General features: G+C 70.4%; 14 protein-coding genes. 7 read left to right on the plus strand and 7 right to left on the minus strand.

Going from position 1 to position 21,136, the window contains the following annotated elements; all coding sequences use genetic code 11:
• Positions 1-91: 91 nt before the first annotated feature.
• The 7 genes from ABZ281_RS05655 to ABZ281_RS05685 form a co-directional block, all read right to left on the minus strand.
• A complete protein-coding gene (locus tag ABZ281_RS05655; protein WP_356652425.1) occupies positions 92-1,132 on the minus strand; it encodes a substrate-binding domain-containing protein in 1,041 nt (346 codons plus the stop codon).
• Positions 1,133-1,319: 187 nt separating this feature from the next.
• Entirely contained in the window at positions 1,320-2,939 is a 1,620-nt protein-coding gene (locus ABZ281_RS05660; protein ID WP_356652427.1) for a family 43 glycosylhydrolase, read from the minus strand.
• Positions 2,940-3,069: 130 nt separating this feature from the next.
• Entirely contained in the window at positions 3,070-3,984 is a 915-nt protein-coding gene (locus ABZ281_RS05665; RefSeq protein ID WP_356652429.1) for a carbohydrate ABC transporter permease, read from the minus strand.
• Positions 3,984-4,868 (minus strand): sugar ABC transporter permease, encoded by an 885-nt coding sequence (locus tag ABZ281_RS05670; RefSeq protein ID WP_356652431.1) that lies wholly within the window; start codon positions 4,866-4,868, stop codon positions 3,984-3,986. Before ABZ281_RS05670 ends, ABZ281_RS05665 begins: the two co-directional genes overlap by 1 nt.
• An 8-nt stretch (positions 4,869-4,876) precedes the next feature.
• Complete coding sequence (locus ABZ281_RS05675) at positions 4,877-6,214, minus strand: extracellular solute-binding protein (RefSeq protein ID WP_356652433.1); 1,338 nt, start codon at positions 6,212-6,214, stop codon at positions 4,877-4,879.
• Between the two features lie 503 nt (positions 6,215-6,717).
• On the minus strand, positions 6,718-7,809 hold the full coding sequence (locus ABZ281_RS05680) for a LacI family DNA-binding transcriptional regulator (protein ID WP_356652435.1): 1,092 nt from the start codon (positions 7,807-7,809) through the stop codon (positions 6,718-6,720).
• Between the two features lie 579 nt (positions 7,810-8,388).
• A complete protein-coding gene (locus ABZ281_RS05685) occupies positions 8,389-9,402 on the minus strand; it encodes a hydroxyacid dehydrogenase (protein ID WP_356652437.1) in 1,014 nt (337 codons plus the stop codon).
• Between the two features lie 418 nt (positions 9,403-9,820).
• On the opposite strand from ABZ281_RS05685, the gene ABZ281_RS05690 reads away from it, so the two are divergent.
• The 7 genes from ABZ281_RS05690 (at position 9,821) to ABZ281_RS05720 (ending at position 20,967) form a co-directional block, all read left to right on the plus strand.
• Positions 9,821-11,170 carry an extracellular solute-binding protein gene (locus ABZ281_RS05690; protein ID WP_356652439.1) on the plus strand — a complete coding sequence of 450 codons (1,350 nt, stop codon included), beginning with the start codon at positions 9,821-9,823 and terminating at the stop codon, positions 11,168-11,170.
• A complete protein-coding gene (locus ABZ281_RS05695) occupies positions 11,167-12,162 on the plus strand; it encodes a sugar ABC transporter permease (RefSeq protein WP_356652441.1) in 996 nt (331 codons plus the stop codon). Before ABZ281_RS05690 ends, ABZ281_RS05695 begins: the two co-directional genes overlap by 4 nt.
• Positions 12,159-13,022 (plus strand): carbohydrate ABC transporter permease, encoded by an 864-nt coding sequence (locus ABZ281_RS05700; RefSeq protein WP_356652443.1) that lies wholly within the window; start codon positions 12,159-12,161, stop codon positions 13,020-13,022. Before ABZ281_RS05695 ends, ABZ281_RS05700 begins: the two co-directional genes overlap by 4 nt.
• A 41-nt stretch (positions 13,023-13,063) precedes the next feature.
• Positions 13,064-14,584, plus strand: a complete 1,521-nt coding sequence (locus ABZ281_RS05705) for a glycosyl hydrolase family 28 protein (protein WP_356652445.1) — start codon at positions 13,064-13,066, stop codon at positions 14,582-14,584.
• A 41-nt stretch (positions 14,585-14,625) separates the two neighbouring features.
• On the plus strand, positions 14,626-17,961 hold the full coding sequence (locus ABZ281_RS05710) for an alginate lyase family protein (protein ID WP_356652451.1): 3,336 nt from the start codon (positions 14,626-14,628) through the stop codon (positions 17,959-17,961).
• 26 nt (positions 17,962-17,987) lie between these two features.
• Positions 17,988-19,235, plus strand: coding sequence for an alginate lyase family protein (locus ABZ281_RS05715; protein WP_356652447.1), 1,248 nt, complete (start codon positions 17,988-17,990; stop codon positions 19,233-19,235).
• 127 nt (positions 19,236-19,362) lie between these two features.
• Positions 19,363-20,967 carry a carboxylesterase family protein gene (locus ABZ281_RS05720; protein ID WP_356652449.1) on the plus strand — a complete coding sequence of 535 codons (1,605 nt, stop codon included), beginning with the start codon at positions 19,363-19,365 and terminating at the stop codon, positions 20,965-20,967.
• The last annotated feature ends 169 nt before the right edge of the window (positions 20,968-21,136 follow it).

The following is a 21,136-nucleotide window of genomic DNA, read 5'->3' on the forward strand; positions in this document are numbered from 1 at the left end:
GTTCCTTCACCGGGTAAGGGGGCACCGCTGCGGTGTTCCCCTCGCCGATGGAGGGGGGCACCGCAGCGGCGGTGGCCGGGCGCACCTCCCGTTACGCGGGCGGCGCCGTGCTCGCCCGCTCCACCAGCCGCGTCGACAGCTCCGTGCGTGTGCTCTCCGGGTGATGGCCGTCCATCATGCGCAGCAGCGACCGCAGGGCCGTCGCGGCCATCTCGGACAGCGGCTGGCGCACGGTGGTCAGGGCGGGGGAGGCCCAGCGCGCCTCGGGCAGATCGTCGAAGCCGACCACGCTGATGTCGTCCGGGACCCTCAACCCCCTTTCGGCCAGGGCCTTGTAGACTCCGAGCGCCATCCGGTCCGAGCAGACGAAGACGGCGGTCGGCGGCTCGGGCAGGTCGAGGAGTTCCAGCATACGGCGGTGGGCCACGCTCTCGTCGAAACCGGCGTGCCGGACGTACTCGGCGCGGTGCCGGACCCCGGCCGCCGCCAGCGCCGAGCGGTACCCGGCGATCCGGGCGCTGCTGCACAGTGTGCGCCGGGGCCCGGCGATGACGGCGACCCGCTCGTGGCCCAGGGACAGCAGATGCTCCGTGGCCGTCAGCCCGCCCTGCCAGTTCGCCGCCCCCACCGAGACGACACCCTCCGGCGGTTCCTGCACCGGATCGATCATCACGAACGGGATGCGGTGCTGCTCCAGCCACGCGTACTGCGAGTCGCTCAACTCGGCCAGGTTGAACAGGACGCCGGAGGAGCCGCGGGCGACCAGCTTGTCCAGCCAGCCGCGTTCCGGGCGGCCGACGCGGGAGCGGACCAGCGCCGCCGACACCACGACCTCCAGGCCCGCGTCGTGCGCCGCCTCCTCCACGCCGTGCAGCACCGCGCCCGACCAGGAGCTGTCCAGCGAGTGCACGACCAGGTCGACCAGCCGGGGCGCCTTCGCCGCGTCGAAACGGGGTCTGCGCACGTACCCGAGCCGGTCGAGTGCCTCGGTCACGCGGCGGCGGGTCTCGGGTGCCACGTCCTCACGGCCGTTGACCACCTTCGACGCGGTCGGCACCGACACCCCCGCCTCGCGCGCCACGACCGCCAGTGTCGGACCGGCTGCCACGCTCGCACTCGCCGTTCGGACCATCGGGGAACCCACCTCTCCGGCCCGCCCGTGGGCCGTGGAAAGTTTCGACCAGCGCTGCCCAGGGCGGTCACGAGGTCCGGCCGGGCAGAAAGCGCTTCCTACTGTAGGTGCGGCGCAGGACGGCGGGAAGGGAAAGTGAGTTCACCGCCTCGCACCGGTCAAAACTTTCGAAACCCCGAACAGCCCCTCAGCCGGGTGTGCAGGTCAGCCGAAACCCGGTGAAGTCCGCCGTGAACGCCGCGTCCACGAGGTCCCGGGCGTGGATCCCCGCCATCGTCCCGGTGAACCGCAGCCGGGAGCCGTGGTCGTCGGACAGCCGGCTGAAGTCCAGCGCCGGCCCGACCGCCGTGCGCACCCCTTCGCGCACGTACCAGAAGCGGGCGTCGGCCCCCTCGATGGTCGCCCCCAGCGTCACCGGCCCGTCCACCGGCACGTCGACGACGGCGACCTGCCGCACGCCGTCCTCGTCGCGTGCGACGAGGCTGAGCACCGTGCGCCCGCCCGCGGTGCCTCCCCACTGCTGCCCGCGCTGCGGCTCGCCCTCCGGCTCCGCCCACGTCAGGTCCAGGGCGAGATACGCCTCCGGGTTGTACCAGAGCAGCAGCCCGGCCGCCTGTGTGAAGGTGACCGGCCGTGCCTCCACGGTGACTTCGGCCTCCGCGCGGTGCTCGGTGACCCGCTGGGCGAGCAGGCCGGCCGCCCAGTGGGACTCCGGCCCGTGCCGGCCGCGCAGCCGGATCCACCCGGGGCGGGCCCTCGTGTCGGCCCAGGACGGGTCCGGCGGCTCACGCAGGGAGCTCCACGGCCAGGACAGATCCTCCGGCTGCGGGGCCGGTGGCAGCGGATGCGGACGGGCATCCGGGTGCCGATGCGTCGGTACGTCGACCTCGACCTCGGCATCGGGGTGCCACCCGCCCTGCCGCAGCCGGGGCCAGCCCTCCTCGTCCCAGACCGCCGCCTGGATCGCGGTCTCCCGGCCCAGCGTGCAGCGGCGGCCCTGCGGAGTGTGCAGCGGACGGGCCGTCAGATGACTGAGCAGCCACTGCCCTTCGGAAGTTTCCACCAGCTCGCCGTGTCCGGCCTTCTGCAACGGCACCGCCGGATCGTCCCGAGTCGTCAGCAACGGCCGTTCGTCGAGTTCGTACGGCCCCGTCAGCTCCCCGGCGCGAGCCACCCGCACCCCGTGCTCCCAGCCCGTGCCGCCCTCCGCGACCACGAGGTAGTACCAGCCGTCGCGCCGCAGCAGTTTCGGCCCCTCGATCAGCCGGTCGTGCCGGAGCAGCAGGTGCGTGTCACCGACGGGTTCCAGCGTGTCGCGGTCCAGCTCCGTCATGACGATCCCCGCGAACCGCTCACCCCCCGGCCGGTGGTCGTTCTGCAGGTTCAGCAGCCACAGCCGGCCGTCCTCGTGGAAGAGGGCCGGGTCGAACCCGTGGCTCGCGACCCGGTGCGGGGTGCTCCACCCGCCCTCGACGGACGCGGCCGTCGCAACGTAGGTGTCGAGGTCGAAGTACGGCGTGCCGACCGAGCGCACGACGGTGTACGTCACCCAGAACCGTTCCCCGTCCCAGCTCAGTGACGGAGCCCAGACACCGCCCGAGTCGGGCACCCCGGCCAGCGAGTTCCCGGGGACCGCCCCCTGGACATGGCCCGCGTACTCCCAGTGGGCCAGGTCCCGGGAACGGTGCAGCGGGATCGTCGGGAACCACTCGAAGGAACTGGTCGCCAGGTAGTACCAGTCGCCGACCCGGACCAGCGACGGGTCGGGGGCGAAGCCGCGGAGGACGGGGTTGTGCAGGACGGTCACGCGAGGGCTCCCGGAGCGTCGGTCACCCGGGGGCCGCGGGGAGTCAGGGTCACCTGCGGCCCCCAGGAGTCAGGGGGTACGGCGAAGGAGGGTCTGAGGGCGCCGAACGCCAGATGAGAGGCGCCGAGCGTCACTTGAGGGCGCCGAGCGTCACGCCGGTCCGCCAGTAGCGGCGCATCGCGACCATCATGATCGCCATCGGGACGATGGACAGCAGGGCTCCGGTCAGCACCAGGCCCGTCAGGTCGATGCCGGACTCCAGCCGCGTGCCGGTCCAGTTGTAGAGACCGAGGTTGAGCGTCCAGTTCTCCTTGCCGCGCAGCACCGTCAGCGGCAGGAAGAAGGCGTTCCAGGTGTTCACGAAGGCCAGCAGGAACACCGTCGCGCCCCCGGTCGTCATCATCCGCAGCACGATGCTGAAGAAGATCCGCAGCTCGCCGGCGCCGTCGATCCGCGCCGCCTCCAGCAGCTCGTAGGGGATCGTCGCCTCGGTGTACACCTTGGCCAGGTACACGCTGAACGGGTTGATCAGGCAGGGGATCAGCATCGCCCACGGCGTGTCCACCATGCCGATCGCGGAAAACAGCAGATACAGCGGCAGCGTCAGCAACGCGATCGGGATCAGGAACGAGCCCACGACACACGCGAAGATCGCGTTACGGCCGGGGAAGTCGAACCGGGCCAGTCCGTAACCGGTTGCGAGCGCGATCAGCGTCCCGCCGAGGGAGCCGACGCCCGCGTACAGGAACGAGTTGGCCGTCCACCGAAGGAAGATGCCGTCCTGGTACGTGAACACCTGATGCAGATTGTCCCAGAGATGCCAGCCCGAGAACCACAGGCCGTTGCTCTGGTACAGCGCCGTACGGTCCTTCGTCGCCGCGACGATCAGCCACCACACCGGGAACAGGCTGTAGGCACTCGCCAGCACCAGCCCGACCAGGAGGAAGCGCTGACCGCCCCGCCCGCGGGAGGCCGGGTCCGGCTGGGACAGGCGCCGGACGTCACGGACTTCGGGCCGCTCGGTGGTCTGCTCGGTCAGCGTCATCAGTCGGCCTCCTTCGAGGTGATCCGGTAGAAGAGGAAGGAGGCGATGCCCAGGATCAGGGCGAGCAGCACCGACAGGGCAGCCGCGTAGTTGTAGTTGCCCGCGTTGAACGCCTGGTTGTAGATGATCATGATCGGGGTGAAGCTGTCGCTGACCGTCTGAGGTGTGATGTTCCTGAACAGCGCCGGCTCGTTGAAGATCTGCAGCATCTGGATGATCGACAGCAGACCCGTCAGGACCAGCGCCCCGCGCACAAACGGGATCTTGATGCTGCGCGCGATCCGCAGCTCGGAGGCGCCGTCCAGCCGGGCCGCCTCGAACAGCTCCCGGGGCACACCCTGCAGCGCCGCGTAGATGATCACCATGTTGTAGCCGATGCCGTGCCAGGTCAGCAGGTTGCCGATCGACGGCCACACCATCGACGGCGCGAAGAAGTTCCAGTCGAAGCCGAGGGCTTTGCCGATCGCGGTGAGCGGGCCGACGTCGGGGCTGTAGAGGTTGACCCACACGATCGCCGCGACCACGCCCGGGATCATGTACGGCACCAGCAGCGCGATCCGGAACCTGCCCGCCACCCGGGACGTCAGCGCGTCCAGGAACAGCGCCAGCAACAGGCTGATCAGCAACATCAGCGGGATCTGGACACAGGCGAAGAGCACCACCCGCAGGATGGAGTTCATGAACGCCGAGTCCGTCAGCCCCTGGCCGTAGTTGTCGAGCCCGACGAACTCGGTCGTCGCACCGCCGAGGCCCAGCCCGGACTGCTTCTCCGTGAACAGCGACTCGTAGACGGCGTAGCCGATCGGGAGCAGATACAGAAAGACGAAGCCGAGCTGGAAGGGCACCGTGAAGGCGGCGCCCTTCCAGCGCATGGAGCGAATCATCGAATGCCTCAGCCCTTGACGCTGATACCGCGGGACTTCAGGTCCTCGACCGTCCACTCCTGCATGTGCGCGAGCAGGTCGGTGACCTTCTCCTGCTTGTTGACGACCTTGGCCCAGCCCGCCTGCAATTCCGTGAACATCGCGGTCCAGTTCGGCCCGAAGGTCCAGTCCGTGGTCACCGTCCCCAGGCTGTCCGTCACGACCTTCTGCGCCGGCTCGTAGTTCTTCCCGAGCAGCTTCTGCGAGATCGACTCACCGACGTAGGAACCGCTGTCCATCAGCGCCGGCATCACCCCGTTGCCGGTCTCCGGGCTCGCCATCGTCTTGACCGCGTCCTGGCTCGTCGACATCCACAATGCCGCCTGAGCCGCCTGCTTCTGGTCCTTGCACTGCTTGGTCACCAGCGTCACGCTGCCGGTCAGGTTCGTGCCGGCCGGCGTCTTCGCCGCCTCGCCCTGGTACGTCGGCCAGGGCGCCAGCGCCCAGTCGCCGAAGGACTTGGTGAAGTTCTGCACCATGCCCGCCATCTGCCAGGTGGAGATCTGCCGGGTCGCGGTGGCACCGCTGTCGTAACTGCGCTGCACGGCCGCGTAGTCGGCGAAGGACAGCTTCGCGTTCAGGTCGTTGTCGATGATCTCCTGGATCACCTTCGCGGCCTTCAAGGTGCCCGCGTCCTGGAAGTCCACCTTCCAGGCGCTGCCGTCGATCGCGTACCAGTGCGCCCCGGCCTGCATCGCGAGCACCTCCAGGGTGCTCGGGTCCTCACCGGCGTAATTGGTGATCTTGATGTTGTGCTTCTTCAGCTCCTTGCCCGCCGCGATGAAGTCGTCCCAGGTCGTCGGGGCCTTCAGGCCGTACTTCTCGAAGATGTCCGTGCGGTAGATCGTGAACTGGGGCGCCGAGCTGGTCGGCACGCCGTAGAGCTTGCCCTGCACCTGCGCACTCGCCCAGGCGCCGGTGTTGAACCTGCTCTTCTCGCCCTCGACGTACTGCGTGATGTCGGCGAGCGCGCCCTGCGACACCCAGCTCGTCACGTACTCGGCGGTGTTCTGCACCAGGCAGGGGGCGTTGCCCGCCTTGACCGCGTTGGTCAGCTGCTTCTGCATGGTCAGCTGGTCGGTGACCTTCGTGTACTTCAGCCGGACGTCCTTGTGCGAGGCGTTGAACGCCTTGACGACCGCCTCCTGGCCGTTGGCCCAACCCCAGAAGGGGAGCGTGACCGGGCCGGAGTCCGACGCGGCGTCGTCACCCGAGCCGGATCCGCCGCAGGCGGAGAGCAGACCTGTCAGCGCGATACCCGCGACAGCGGCGGAGGCGAACCTTCTCCGGGGGCTGGTGAAGTTCATCTGACCGTGATCCTTCGGAATAGGGCGTTCTCGAAACGACTCGGAACGAGAGGCGGGGGCGGCTCGGGGTGCCGGCCAGGAACGGCGGCCGGAAAAGACGTCGGCTCGCGTTGCGGGGGGTTCGGCCTAGCGGAAGCTGTAGTAAGCGGTTGCTGGGACGGTAGGCGGACGGGTCTGCTCATAGCAAGAGGTGCGCGGCAATTTGTTGCGGCGGATGGTTCGGCGGGTTAGCGCCGGGTACACAGGGCGGGGTGCGGCCGTGGGTACCGATTTCGGCAGGTCAGAGGATTTCAGGGCACGTCGCGCCGAGGTTCGGCGGGTAGGGGGACGGGGTGGGGGGTAGACCGAAAAGCCTCTGGAAAGCGGTTACGTAACGCACTCTGCATGGTGGCCGAGCGAATGGTGCGGACGGTCGGCCACTCCACACGGCCGGCCACACGGTGCGGGCGGCCCACCACGCGGGGCCAGGGCGGGGGGCTGACCGCGTCGGGCGGGGCGGGTGGCTAACCGCGTGGCGCCGGAGGCTGGACCGAGTTGCGGACCACGACATGGGTGCCCAGCACCAGATGGTCGCCGTCGGCGCTCTTGCGGCGGCCCGCACCGCCCTCGCGCCGGTCGGCCACGGCCCGCAGCGCGACCCGGCCCATCTCCTCGTACGGCACGTGCACGGTGGTGAGTTGGGGCGTGAGCTGCGAGGCCAGCGGGATGTCGTCGTAGCCGACGATCGACACGTCCTCGGGCGCCCGCAGGCCCGCCGCGCGCAGCGCCTGCATGGCGCCCGCGGCGACCACGTCCGTCCCGGCGAGCACCGCGGTGAAGTCCGGCGTCTCGTGCAGGGCCGCCTCGACGGCCTCGTACCCGTGCTCGTAGTCGTACTGGCCGTGCCGCACCAGCCCCGGGTCGAACGGCACCCCGTACGCCTCGAAAGCCCGCCGGGCACCCCGCAACCGGGTCTGGGCGGTGGTCAGTTCGGCGTGACCGGGCAGGACGAGGACACGGCGGTGGCCGGCCGAGAGCAGGTGGCTGGCCATCGCGTAGGCGCCGCCCTCGTTGTCGTAGTCCACGGTCGTCGCCGGGACGTCGCCCTCCAGTGGGGGCCTGCCCACCAGGACCAGGTGCGAGCCGGACGCGTCCAGCGAACGGGCGAAGCGGGCCATGCGCAGCTGGTACTCGTCGTAGTCGTAGGCGCCGCCGAGCAGGATCACCGCGGCGACGCCCTGCTGGCGCATGAGGTTCACCAGCGCCAGCTCCCGCTCGGGGTCGTCGCCGGTCGTGCCGACCAGGGAGAGCCAGCCGCGCAGGGTGGCGGCGCCCTCGACGCCCTTCGCCACATGGGCGAAAGCGGCGCCGGTGATGTTGTTGATGAGGATTGCCACCGTCGGTGTGCCGCCGCCGGCCAGCGAACGGGCATGGGCGTTGGTGACGTAGTCCAGGTCCCGGACCACCTTCATCACCCGGCGGCGCAGCTCCTCCGACACCGGGTAGTTGCCGGACAGCACCCGCGAGACGCTGGCCACGGAGACGCCCGCGCGCTCCGCGACATCACGGATGGTCGCCCGGCCGGCGTCGCTCGTCGTCGCCTTGCGCTGACTCACCCTTGCGGCTCCTTCGTGTAGTGACCCGGTCCGCTGCGGTTCGCCGCGGTCGGGTTGGTGCGGCCCGGCCGGGGCGGGCCGGGGTGGTGCGGGTCCGGCCGGTGGTGTGCCGGGCGGTGCGGTGTCCGGCCGGTGGTGGCGCCGGAGTGTTGCGGTCCGACCGGTGGCGGAGTCGGCGTGGTCGGCCGGGGCCGGGGCCGGGGCCGGGGGCGGGGGCGGGGTCGCGGGCCCCGGGCCTCGGTACGGCGACCGTGGTGCCTCGGGCCTCGGTGTGTCGGCCCGTGGCGCCCCGGTCCCTGGCGCGTCAGCCAGTGGTGCGTCCGGCGTGCCTCGACCCGGCGTGTTCCGGCCCCTTGCCACCAGGTCGGCATCGACTTCGACGCCCCCGGCCCGAACGCTCCCCGCCCGCGGAGCCCCACGGACCCGTTCGCGCCCACGGACTCCTTCGAGCCGATCACACCGGCCGTCGAGGCCACCGGTGCGGAAACCGTATCCCATCGTTACGCCAGGCTGGAGGGCCTGTGGACAACCGCTCGGAGGACCTGTGGACAACGGGCTTCCCGGCCCGCCGCGCCGGTGTCACGCCACCCGGGCCAGATCCGCGCGCCGCACCTCGTGGAGCGGCGGCGCGCCCGCCGCCAGGCGCTCCAGTTCCTCGACGACGATCCGGCCGAGCCGCTCGAGTTCGTTGCCGAGCGAGCCGGCGATGTGCGGGGTGAGGAACACGTTGGGCAGGTGGTACAGCGGCGATCCGGCGGGCAGCGGCTCCGGGTCGGTGACGTCCAGCACCGCGTTCAGCCGGCCGGACACGAGTTCGTCGGTGAGCGCCGCGTGGTCGACGAGTGCGCCGCGGGCGGTGTTGACGAGCACGGCGCCGTCCCGGACCAGGGCGAGCCGGTCACGGTCGAGCATGTGATGGGTCGCGGGGATGTCGGGGGCGTGCAGGCTCACGATGTCGCTGTGTCTGAGCAGGTCCTCCAGCGACAGTGACTCGGCCCCGAGGGCGGCTGCCTCGGCGGGGCTCACGTACGGGTCGTGCAGCAGGACGGTGAGGTCGAACGGCTGCAGCAGCTCCAGCAGCCGGCGGCCCACGCGCGAGGCGCCGATGACGCCCACGCGACGGCCGAGGTTGCCGGTCGCCGCCGTGTCGGCGGGGTCGGGATAGGCGTGGGTCCGGCGGAAGCGCTCGCGGTGGTCGAAGGTGTCCTTGCCCAGCAGCAGGATCATCGCGAGTGTGAACTCGGCGACCGGCACGGCGTTGCCCGTCACCGCGCTGGACACCTTGACCCCGCGCTCCCACAGGGCCTCGCCGACCAGGGAGCGGACGGAGCCGGCCGCGTGCAGCACGGCGTCGAGCTTCGGGGCGGCCGTGAGGGCACCGGCGTCCAGATGAGGGCAGCCCCAGCCGGTGATCAGTACGTCGGCGGAGGCCAGGGCGGCGGCGCCGGCCGGATCGGCGAAGTCCCGCACCACCAGCCCGGGATCGATGTCGGCCGTGCGCCGCAGCCGCTCCATCAGCGGCGGAGGGAAGAGCAGCGGGAGGTGCACCGGATCCATCGCGAACACGGCCCGCGGCAGCTGAGGGCTGGGCATGACTCTCCTGGAGCAGGGGATAGAAACGTTTTCAGAAAGCGCCTTCTACCGTAGATCCGCCGGGAAGTGGTGGTCAATCGCCCGGTTGGGGCGATCTTTGAGGGCGGCGGGTCAGCGGTTGCTCCGGTGTCGTAGCGACAGGATGCGATCGTTTACGGAAATCGATTACTGCGGCTTCGGTGGCGGAGGGTCAGCCCCGGGCGTGCCGTCATCGGTGCTACGCAGGGACAAGGCCCGCACGGCAACCGGTTCCCGACGCATAGTCTTTTCGAAAATTCGCCCAGGCTCTTGACGTGCCATCTCGGCCGGAAGAAGCTCTGCCCCACGTACAACAACCGGTTGCTACATGCCTCTCTTCGGTCGGGGCTCCGACTTCTGACCGGTATTTCGAACAGCAAGAGCAGGAGGTGGTGCGTTCATGCACCCACGTGCTGGTGCTTCCCTGAGCCGCCGCCGATTCCTCGCACTCTCGGCAGCCGGTGCCGCGACCGGCGCGGCGTCACTGAGCGGCTGCGCGATGCGCGTCTCCAGTGGTGTCGGCGGTGGAGGCGAGACCGTCACGGTGATGGCCAAGCCCGACGACATCTCCCCGGAGCTGATCCGGCAGGCCCAGAAGGACATCGGGGTCAAGATCGTCACGGTGCGGTACGACATCACCAAGCTCATCGGCATGATGACCAACAGCGCCCCACCCGACCTGGTGCGCGGCGTGGGAGCCACCGACGCGCCCTACTTCGCGGCCCGCGACGTGATGGAGGACCTGGACCCGTACTTCGCCCGCAGCACCGTCCTCGAGTCCGGCGACCTCGACCCGGTCAACGACCTGTGGCGCTACGACGGCCGCACCCAGGGCAAGGGCCCCCGCTACGGCATGGCGAAGGACTTCTCCCAGGACTCCATGTTCTGGTACAACACCGCCCTCTTCGACAAGGCGGGCGTCGGCTACCCGCCGGAGACCGAGCCGGTCACCTACGAGGAGTGGCTGGATACCGCCGAGCGGCTCACCCGGCGCAAGAACGGCCAGACGATCGTCTTCGGCGGCAGTTACCAGGGCGTGCTCACCCCCAACCTGCTGGCGAGCCTGACGGCGTCCGCCGGAGGAAGTCTCTTCAGCGACGACTTCTCCCGGATCGACTTCACCACCCCCGAGGCCCGCAAGGCCCTGGCCTGGTACGTCGAGTACGGCCGGAGCAGGGTCGGGCCGAGCATCGTCCAGCCCGACCCCAACGCCTGGGACGGCCCGACCTACCAGGCGAGCCGGATGGCCATGTCCAACTCGGGCTACTGGCTCGGCGGTCTGATCAACACCGACAAGAAGCTGGCGCCCCTCTCGCGCCTCGCCCCGGCTCCGCTCTTCGCGGGCGGCCGGCGGGTCAGCCCCTGCCAGGCCGGCACCGGGTTCTGGATGCCGAAGAAGGCGAAGAACAAGGACGCCGCGTGGCGCGTCTTCGAGTGGTTCTTCGGTGAGGGGCCGGCCAAGGCCCGCGCCGCCGGCGGCTGGGGCATCCCCACCCTGAAGACCCTGCGCCCGCTGATGCCCGCCCAGGAGGACTACCAGAAGCGGGTGCTGAGGGTGCAGAACGCCGAGCTGAAGCACTTCTCGGTGATCGCCTTCACGCCCTACGCCTCGGCGGACTCGCTCTACGCCCTCTTCAACCAGGAGGCGCCGGCCGCGATGAACGGCCACCTGTCCGTCGACGCCCTCGCGGGCCGCCTGAACTCGGTCATGAACGAGCAGCTGAAGCGCGGTAAGGAGCAGCTGGGATGACGGTCGACCAGATACCCCTCACGGGGAGGCCCGGACCGGCCGCGAGCACCGCCCGCACGACATCGGCCGAGCGGCCCCGGATCTCCATGACCGGTCGCAGACATCGCGCTTTCTACCTGTTCACCGCGCCCTGGATCATCGGTTTTCTGCTGCTGACCGTCGTGCCGATGGCGTACGCGCTGTGGCTGAGTTTCACCACGTACGACGGCATCTCGCCGCACTGGCGGTACGTCGGCCTCGGCAACTACAGCGAGCTGTTCTCCGATCCACAGACCTGGAAGTCCCTGGGCCGAACGGGCCTGTTCGCGATCACCTCGGTGCCGCTGTCGATCATCGCGGGGCTCGGGCTGGCCGTCCTGGTCAACCGGCCGATCAAGGCGCGTGGACTGTTCCGCACCCTGCTCTACCTGCCGGCCGTGGTGCCGCCGGTCGGTGCCGGCCTCACCTTCAAGGCGCTCTTCGACCAGAACTCGGGTGCCGCGAACGGCGCCCTCACTCTCTTCGGCTTCGACGCGCTCGGCTGGCTCGCCGACCCCTACGCCCGTTACGTGCTGCTGATGAGCGTGTTGTGGGCCGCCGGAAACATCATGATCATCTCGCTGGCCGGGCTCCAGGACGTGCCCCGCGAACTGCACGAGGCCGCCCGGATCGACGGAGCGAGCGCCTGGCGGACCTTCCGCAGCATCACCGTGCCGTTGCTGTCGCCGGTGCTGCTCTTCCAGACCGTCACCGGTGTGATCGCGTCCGTGCAGACCATCATGCCGCTCCTGCTGACCCCGGACGGCACGACCGCGGGCGTCACCGCGCTGCCGCAGTCCAACTACCTCTACATGATGCACGTCTTCTCGCAGTACTTCGCGCTCGGCCGCTACGGCTACGCGTCCGCACTGCTGTGGGTGCTCTTCGTCCTGATCCTCATCGCCACCGGGCTCATCTTCAGGTTCACGTCCGGCGTGGTGTTCTACAACGTCGACCCGGAGGCGAAGAAGTGACCGCCACCAGTGTGACCCCCGACCCCGCGCCCCGGGTGCGGATACGCGTCAACCGTCTGGTCCTCTACACGGTCCTCGTCGCCGTCACCGGCCTGTTCATCGGCCCCTTCGGCTGGCTGGTCCTCAGCGGCCTGAAGACCCCGGCGGAACTGGCGGCCTCACCCGTGCACTGGCTGCCCACCCACGTCCAGTGGCACAACTTCGCGGACGCCTTCAACCTGATCGACTTCCTCGGCTACGCCCGCAACTCCCTGATCATCGCCCTCATCTACGCCACCCTCGTCACCCTCAGCTCCGCCTGGGTGGGCTTCGGCTTCGCCCGGCTGGAGGCCCCCGGAAAGAAGACGCTGTTCGGCATCCTCATCGGCTCGATGATGCTGCCCCAGATGATCACGCTGCTGCCGACCTACCTGATCTTCGCCAAGCTCGGCATGGTCGACACCTACTGGCCGTGGGTGCTGTGGGGCCTGGCCGCCGCCCCCTACCTGGTCTTCCTCTTCCGTCAGTTCTTCGCCGGACTGCCCCGGGAGCTGGAGGAGGCGGCGATCGTCGACGGCTGCGGCTACGGCACGATCTTCTGGCGGATCTTCCTGCCGCAGTCCTGGCCGGTGCTGTCCGCGAGCTTCGTGATCGCCTTCACCTGGTCCTGGGGCGACTACATCGCCCCCCAGCTGCTGCTCTCCACCGACCGGTCCACCCTCGCGGTGGCGGTCATGTCCACCTACGTCACCTCCGCGGGCACCCCGGTGGCCAACCTGCAGGCCGCCGCCTCCGTGATGTACGTCGTGCCGATCTTGCTGATCTTCCTGATCGCCCAGCGCGGGTTCGTCGCCGGGATGTCCACCTCCGGCCTCAAGTAGTGCCGCCTTTCCCCCTGTTCATTGCTCGCAAGGAGTCGCAGATGTCCCCGTCCCTGTCCCGTCGCAACGCCCTCCAGGCCGCCGGCGCCACCGTCCTCGCCGCCGGGCTCACCAACCTGACGGCGACCGCCGCCCGGGCCGACGAGACCGCCGTCGCCCCGAAGCTGGTGACCTACCCCCGCCCGTCCGCCATGCCGACCAACACCAGCTTCACGGTGCGCGTGCGTACCGCGCCCGACGGGGAGTGGCAGGCGCTGGACATCTGGCGTCCCCAGCTCGGGGAGATCAACCCGACCACCGGTTCCAGCAAGACCTACAACTCCTCACTGGCGTACTTCGACTTCCAGGGCTCCGCCGAGGTCGAGGTCACCTACCTCAAGGGCGGCACCACCAAGGTCCGGGTGAGACCGGACTCCTACGGCATCAAGCCCGAGGTGGGGGGCGACACCCTGCGCTTCACGCTCGACCGGCCGCGCAACGTCGTCGTGCAGATCAACGAGGACATCTTCGACTGTCTCCACCTGTTCGCCCGCGCGGTCGAGAAGGAGAGGCCCGCACAGGACGACCCGAACGTCCTCTACTACGGCCCCGGCGTCCACACCACCGCCGACGGCTATCTGAACGTCCCCTCGGGCAAGACCGTCTACCTCGACGGCGGCGCCGTCCTCAAGGCGACGGTCGTCTTCCGCGACGTGGAGCACGCCGGGATCGCCGGCCGCGGTGTGCTCGCCGGGACCGCCGCCGGCGGCGCCCTCGTCGAGAGCTCGCGGAACATCTCCATCGGCGCCGTCACCGTGCTCAACCCGAACGGTTACGCCGTCCAGCTCGGCGAGGCCACCGGCGTCACCATCAAGGGGCTCGGCTCCTTCAGCTCCAAGGGCTGGGGCGACGGCATCGACGTCTTCTGCTCCAGCAACGTCGTCATCGACGGCGTCTTCATGCGCAACTCCGACGACTGCATCGCCATCTACACCCACCGCTGGGAGTACTACGGCGACACCAGCAACATCACCGTGCGCAACTCCACCCTCTGGGCGGACGTCGCGCACCCCGTCAACGTCGGGACGCACGGCAACAGCGACAACCCCGAGGTGCTGAAGAACCTCACCTTCAAGAACCTCGACATCTGCGACCACCGCGAGCCCCAGATGGGTTACCAGGGCTGCATCGCCCTCAACCCGGGGGACAGCAACCTCATCAAGAACGTCAAGGTGGACGACGTCCGCGTCGAGGACTTCCGCTGGGGCCAGCTCATCCACATGCGGGTCATGTACAACACGAAATACAACACCTCGGTGGGCCGCGGCATCCAGGGCGTCTACGTCAAGGACCTCTCGTACACGGGCAAGCCGCTCGCCACCTGCCTGCTGCTCGGTTACGACGCCAAGCACGCCATCAAGGACGTCACGTTCGAGAACCTCGTGGTCAACGGCACGGTCATCGCCGACTCGATGAAGAAGCCGACCTGGTACCTCACCACCGACACCATCCCGATGCACGCCAACGAGCACGTGCTGAACCTGAAGTTCCTCACCACCGCCGAGGCGGCCGCCGCGTCATGAGCACCGACCCCACGCACACCGGCCCCGTCGGCACCAGCGTCATGCGACCCACCGCACCGAGCCGCCGCGGCTTCCTCGGCGGTGCGGCCGCCCTGCTGGCGTCGGGCGCGAGCGCACTGCTCGTCCCCGGCACCGCCCGGGCCGCCGGCCGGGACGCCACGGCACCACGCGCCTTCACGCACCCCGGTCTGCTGCACAGCGCCGACGACCTGGCCCGTATGAAGGCCGCCGTCGCCGCCAGGGAAACACCGATCTACGACGGTTACCTCGCCCTCGCCGCCCACGCGCGCTCGAAGTCGACGTACGCCGTCCAGAACACCGGCCAGATCACCACCTGGGGCCGCGGCCCCACCAACTTCCAGAACCAGGCCGTCGCCGACTCGGCCGCCGCCTACCAGACCGCGCTGATGTGGTGCATCACCGGCGAGCGCGCCTACGCCGACAAGTCCCGGGACATCCTCAACGCCTGGTCGGCCTCCCTCACCGCCGTCACCGGAGCGGACGGGCCGCTCGGCGCCGGACTCCAGGCGTTCAAGTTCGTCAACGCGGCCGAGTTGCTCCAGTACACCGGTTACGACGGCTGGGCGAGGGAGGACGTCGCCCGCTGCAAGGAATCGTTCCTGCGCGTCTGGTATCCCGCGATCTCCGGCTACATGCTCTACGCCAACGGCAACTGGGACCTGACCTCCGTCCAGTCGATCCTGGCCATCGGCGTGTTCTGCGAGGAGCCCACCCTCTTCGAGGACGCGCTGCGCTTCGCCGCCGCCGGGGCCGGCAACGGCAGTGTCCCGCACCGCATCGTCACGGACGCCGGGCAGGGCCAGGAGTCCGGACGCGACCAGGGCCACGAGCAACTCGCCGTCGGCTTGCTCACGGACGCCGCACAGGTCGCCTGGAACCAGGGCGTGGACCTCTACGCCTTCGACGGAAACCGGCTGCTGAAAAACGTCGAGTACGCCGCCCGCTACAACCTCGGCGGCGATGTCCCCTTCCTGCCCGACCTGGACCGCACCGGCAAGTACATCAAGACGTCCGTCTCGGCCGTCGGACGCGGCACGCTGCCCCCGATCTACGAGATGGCGTACGCGCACTACGCAGGCGTGCGCGGGCTCGACGCGCCCTACACCAAGGGGGCCGTCTTCCGCGGCAGCGGCGGCGCCCGCGTCGTGGAGGGCAGCAACGACGACCTGCCCAGCTGGGGCACCCTCACCTTCGCCGGCACGAAGGCCCCGTCGCCCTCCACGCCTTCGGCTCCGGCCGGCGTCACGGCGGTCGGCGACGACAGGTCCGTCACGCTGGCCTGGCTGCCGTCGGCGTGGGCCGACTCGTACACCGTCCTGCGGGCCGCCGGCGCCGACGGGCCGTACGAGAAGCTCGCGACCGGCGTCCCAGAGCCGACGTACACCGACCACCGGGCCCGCCCCGGACGCACGTCCTACTACACGGTCGTAGCCGCGAACTCCAAGGGACAGAGCGGGAGTTCCGCCTGGGCGGCCGCGGTTCCCGGGCTTCCCGGCCCCTGGTCCACCCGGGACGTCGGCGACGTGAAGATCCCTGGCTCGGCCTTCTTCGACGGGGAGCGGTTCCTGCTGGAGGCGTCGGGCACCGCCGGCACCCAGCGGCTGGCCCACCTGCCGCTGCGCGGCGACGGCACGGTCACGGCCCGGATCGTCTGGCCGCTCAGCTCCCAGTACTCCAAGATCGGCGTCACCGTGCGGGCCGCCCTGGACGCGGACGCCGCCCACGCGGCCATGCTGATCCAGGGTCTGCCACTGCACACCTGGAGCGGTGTGTGGAGCGTACGGGAGAAGGCCGGGGGCGCGGTCCGGGGCACCGGCAGCACGCCCGTGCCACCGTCGCAGCAGCAGACCGTCACCACCGGCGCCGCCTTCCCGATCTCCTCCCTCGGCGACCTCCCCGAGTCGGCGACCCCGCTCCGGGCCCCGTACGTCGAGGGCGCGGGCGACGGCTACCGGCTGCGCATGCCCTACTGGGTCCGGGTGACCCGCCGAGGCGACCGCTGCACCGGGGCCATCTCCCCGGACGGCGTCCACTGGACCGAAGCCGGCACCAGCGAGGTCGAGCTGGGAAGTACGGCCTACGTCGGTCTCACCCTCACCTCCTGCCTCGGCGTCGACGAGGAGTACGCCGAGACCGGCACCGGCGCCTTCGACAACGTCAGCGTCACCTCCCGCACGGGCGGTGAGATCTGGTCCGTGCCACGCCCGGCCCGGGCCGCGGCCGACCTGCGGGCCACCCGGGGCGCCGACGCCGTCGAGCTGACCTGGACCGACCCGGACCTCTCGGCCCGCTACACGGTGCTCCGCTCCACCTCCGAGAAGGGCCCGTTCGCGACCCTCGCGACCGGCATCGGCCCCGTCGGCTTCGGCACCCGCATCCGCTACGCCGACGCGACCGGCAGGCCCGGCACGACGTACCACTACACGGTGGCGAAGACGAACCACGCCGGACGCGGCCCGCTGTCGGCTCCGGCGAAGGCGGCCATGCCGACACCCGGCACCCCACAACTCACTTCGTCCACCCTGGCGTTCGGCAACAAGGGCGCCCCCTTCAGGCACCTCTTGCGCGCCACGCACCAGCCCGTCCGCTTCACCGCGAAGGGGCTGCCCGACGGACTGCGCCTCGACCGGCGCACCGGGCTGATCTCCGGAACCCCCATCCGCACCGGCGAGTTCACCGTCACCACCACCGCGGGCAACGCCGCCGGAGACGCCACCGCCACGCTCACCCTCACCGTCGGCACCCCGCCACCCGAGCCCTGGAGCCACGGCGACCTGGGCGACGTCATCCTCGACGACCGCGCCTACGGCACCCTCGGCGTGGTCGCCGTCCAGACCCCCGGCAGCACCGCCCACCAGGACGGGACATTCGTGGTGCGCGGCGCCGGGACCGACCTCACCGTCAACAACCAGGGCATGACGGGCCAGTTCGTACGACGGCCGGTCAGCGGCGACTGCGAGGTCACCGCCCGCCTTGTCTCCCGCGCCGGAGCCACCGGCGACCGGGTCGGCCTGCTCATGGCCAAGTCGCTGTCGCCGTTCGACCAGGCGGCCGGGGCGATCGTCACCGGCGGCACGAGCGCCCAGCTGATGCTGCGCCCGACCGTCGCCGGAAAGTCCACCTTCACGGGCAACGCGGCGGTCACCGCCCCCTGCCTGCTGCGGCTGAAGCGCACCGGGACGCACTTCACCGCATCCGCCTCGACCGACGACGGCGCCACCTGGACCCCCCTCGCCGAGGGAGACCTCCCCGGCTTCGGTGACGCCCCCTACCACGTGGGCCTCGTGGTCTGCTCCCGCGACCCCCTGGCCCGCAGCACCACCGAGTTCGACGAGGTGAGCATCACCCCCATGTAGTCCTCCATCGATGGGAGACCCCGCCCATGAGCCGCACTTCCCCCCACACGCACCACGAGGGCGGCCAGGTGAGCCGCCGCGGTCTGCTCAAGACCGCCGGCGGTCTCACCGCGGCCCTCGCCCTCGGCGCCACGGCCACCGCCACCACGGCCGGCGCCGCACCCGCCACCTTCACCCACCCCGGCATGCTCCACAACGCCGGAGACATCAACCGCGCCAAGGTCAGGGTCGCCGCGGGCGACGACCCCTGGCTGTCCGGCTGGAACAAGCTGACCGCGAACTCCCACTCCCAGTCCACCTGGACACCCCGCGCCACGGCGACGATCATCCGCGGTGGCACCGGAGAGAACTACCCGCAGCTCTACAACGACATCGCGGCCGCCTACCAGAACGCGCTGCGCTGGCGGGTGGGCGGCACCGAGGCCAACGCCCGGTGCGCCGCCACCATCCTCAACGCCTGGTCACGCACCCTCACCACGGTCACCGGCAACGCCGACCGGTTCCTCGCCGCCGGCCTCTACGGCTGGCAGTTCGCGAACGCCTGCGAACTCATGCGCGACTACTCCGGGTTCGACCTCGCCGCCGCCCAGGAGATGATGGTCAGAGTCTTCTACCCGCTCAACAACCAGTTCCTCACCGGCCACAACGACGCCTGCATCACCAACTACTGGGCCAACTGGGACCTGTGCAACATGGCCTCGGTCATGGCCATCGGGATCCTCACCGACAACGCCGCCAAGTACGACCAGGCCGTCACCTACTTCAAGTCCGGTGCGGGAAACGGTTCCATCCAGCACGCCGTCCCGTTCCTGTACAGCAACGTCGAGGGCTACGACCTCGGGCAGTGGCAGGAGTCCGGCCGCGACCAGGGCCACACCGTCATGGGCATGGGCCAGATGGGCGCGCTCTGCGAGATGGCCTGGAACCAGGGCGACGACCTCTACTCCTACGACGGCCGCCGCTTCATGAAGGCCGCACAGTACGTCGCCAAGTACAACCTGAACATGAACGTGCCGTTCACCACCTACACCTGGGGCACCGGCCAGAACTGCGCCCAGCAGTCGCAGACCGTGCTCGGCGCCACGTCCCGCGGCCAGGTACGCCCGGTGTGGGCGATGCTCCACTACCACTACGGGCGTCGGCTGCTCCTCGACGACAAGCACATCTCCCAGATGTGTTTCTCCGTCGCCCCCGAGGGCGGAGGAGGTGACTACGGCACCACCAGCGGCGGCTTCGACCAGCTCGGCTTCGGCACGCTGATGTACGCGAAGTGACCGTGCACGCGTCGTAACCGCGTACCCCGAACAGCCCCCTCAACCGCTCGTGCACCGGAATACCGGGCCACAATGAGTTGCTCTGATCTTCACGGTGCACGAGCGCGGTGAGGAGGCTGGTGGACGTATGACGGCAGACCAGGCAGACCCCGTGGTGAGCACGCCCCATGGTGCCCTCCGGGGCCGGTACGAGCGCGGTGTCGCGGTCTTCCGCGGCATCCCGTACGCGGCCCCTCCCTTCGGCCCTCGCCGCTTCCGCCCACCCGTGCCCCTGCCGCCCTGGGACGGTGTCCGCGACGCCGGCGCCTTCGGTCCCACCCCGCCGAAACCGCCGTACTCCGACGCCTTCGCCCACTACCTGTCCGACCCGGTCGTGCCCGGTGACGACTGCCTCAACCTCAACGTCTGGACCCCGCAGCCCGACCCCGGAGCCCGTCTCCCCGTCCTCGTCTGGCTCCACGGCGGTGCCCTGACCAGGGGCTCCTCCGCCGTACCCGTCTACGACGGCCATGCCTTCGCCCGCGACGGCGTGGTTTGTGTATCCATCAACTACCGGTTGGGCGTCGAGGGCTACGGACTGTTCCCGGACACGCCCCCGAACCCCGGCCTGCGCGACCAGATCGCCGCCCTGACCTGGGTCCACGAGACGATCCAGGCCTTCGGCGGCGACCCCGGCCGCATCACCCTCTTCGGCCAGTCCGCCGGGGCGATCAGCATCGGCGCCCTCATCGCCGCCCCGCAGACCCAGGGGCTGGTCCGCCGGGCCTTCCTGCAGAGCGGGCCGCCCGAGGCGTCCGAGCGGGCCAAGGTACGGCGCATGGTCCGCCGGATGGCCGCCCGGCTGAAGATCCCCGCCACCGCCGAGGCCTTCGCGGCCGTCGACCGCGACCTGCTGCTGCGCACCCAGGCCGAGGTGGGCAAGCTGAGCAGCCCGGTGGTCGGAGGCCCCGCGTTCGGCCTCGTCGTCGACGGCGACGTCGTCCCCCGCGACCCGCTGGAGGCCCTCACGGACGGTGGCGCGGCCCCCGGCGTCGAACTGCTGCTGGGCTGGACCCGCGACGAATACCGGCTCTGGCTGGTGCCGGGCGGACTCCTGGAGCGCGTCGATCGCCTCGGGGCCGTCGCCCTCGCGGGCGCCATGGCCCGCTGCCACTGCGGGAGCGAGGTCCCGCGCGGCTACCGCACCCTGCACCCCGAGGCCGGCACCGCGGAGATCGTCGGCCAGCTCGTCACCGACCACCTGCTCCGCATCCCCCTGCACCACCTGGCCGACGCCCGCACGGAACCGTCGTACGTCTACGAGTTCGCCTGGCCCTCGAACCTGCCCGACCTCGGCTCCTGCCACGCGCTGGAGCTGGGCTTCGTCTTCGACACCGGGGACGTCGCCGAATCCCGGAAACTGGCGGGGGAGGGTGCGCCGCAGGAACTGGCGGACGCCATGCACACGGCCTGGGTGCGGTTCGCCACGGACGGCGACCCCGGCTGGGAACGCTGGGACGACGCGCACCCGGTGCGGGTGTTCGGAGACCGCGCACCGGACGCCGAGAACGGGGTCGCCTACACCGCCCACGGTCCCCGGGACCCCGAACTCGCCCTCTGGCAGGCCGACGCCCTCCGGCCTCCGGAGCCCGCACCCACGGTCGTCCCGGCCGACGGCTCGCCCACTCGAAGCGCCGAACTGCTGTCAGCCGTACGGCGACTCCGCCGCTCCGGCGCCCTGCGACGGCACTGACGAAGCGCCCTGCACCACCATTGACGAGGCGCGCACCGGCGCCCATGGCGAGCCGCACACCGCCGCGCGGGCCGTGTCGCTAGTGCCGCGGCAGGCAACGTTTGCCCGTCGGGGGGCGTTTGGTGCGTGCTCTCGGCGTGCCGGCCGGAAGCCCTTGTACTGGACGTAC

Source organism: Streptomyces sp. NPDC006265 (assembly GCF_040613555.1).
In the GTDB taxonomy this organism is placed as follows: Bacteria; Actinomycetota; Actinomycetes; order Streptomycetales; family Streptomycetaceae; genus Streptomyces.

What these genes read in the sequence shown, in the direction of transcription:
- ABZ281_RS05655 (WP_356652425.1), bottom strand. Translation starts at nt 1,132, where the DNA reads ATGGTCCGAACGGCGAGTGCGAGCGTGGCAGCCGGTCCGACACTGGCG.
- ABZ281_RS05665 (WP_356652429.1), bottom strand. Translation starts at nt 3,984, where the DNA reads ATGACGCTGACCGAGCAGACCACCGAGCGGCCCGAAGTCCGTGACGTC.
- ABZ281_RS05670 (WP_356652431.1), bottom strand. Translation starts at nt 4,868, where the DNA reads ATGATTCGCTCCATGCGCTGGAAGGGCGCCGCCTTCACGGTGCCCTTC.
- ABZ281_RS05675 (WP_356652433.1), bottom strand. Translation starts at nt 6,214, where the DNA reads ATGAACTTCACCAGCCCCCGGAGAAGGTTCGCCTCCGCCGCTGTCGCG.
- ABZ281_RS05685 (WP_356652437.1), bottom strand. Translation starts at nt 9,402, where the DNA reads ATGCCCAGCCCTCAGCTGCCGCGGGCCGTGTTCGCGATGGATCCGGTG.
- ABZ281_RS05690 (WP_356652439.1), top strand. Translation starts at nt 9,821, where the DNA reads ATGCACCCACGTGCTGGTGCTTCCCTGAGCCGCCGCCGATTCCTCGCA.
- ABZ281_RS05695 (WP_356652441.1), top strand. Translation starts at nt 11,167, where the DNA reads ATGACGGTCGACCAGATACCCCTCACGGGGAGGCCCGGACCGGCCGCG.
- ABZ281_RS05705 (WP_356652445.1), top strand. Translation starts at nt 13,064, where the DNA reads ATGTCCCCGTCCCTGTCCCGTCGCAACGCCCTCCAGGCCGCCGGCGCC.
- ABZ281_RS05710 (WP_356652451.1), top strand. Translation starts at nt 14,626, where the DNA reads ATGCGACCCACCGCACCGAGCCGCCGCGGCTTCCTCGGCGGTGCGGCC.
- ABZ281_RS05715 (WP_356652447.1), top strand. Translation starts at nt 17,988, where the DNA reads ATGAGCCGCACTTCCCCCCACACGCACCACGAGGGCGGCCAGGTGAGC.
- ABZ281_RS05720 (WP_356652449.1), top strand. Translation starts at nt 19,363, where the DNA reads ATGACGGCAGACCAGGCAGACCCCGTGGTGAGCACGCCCCATGGTGCC.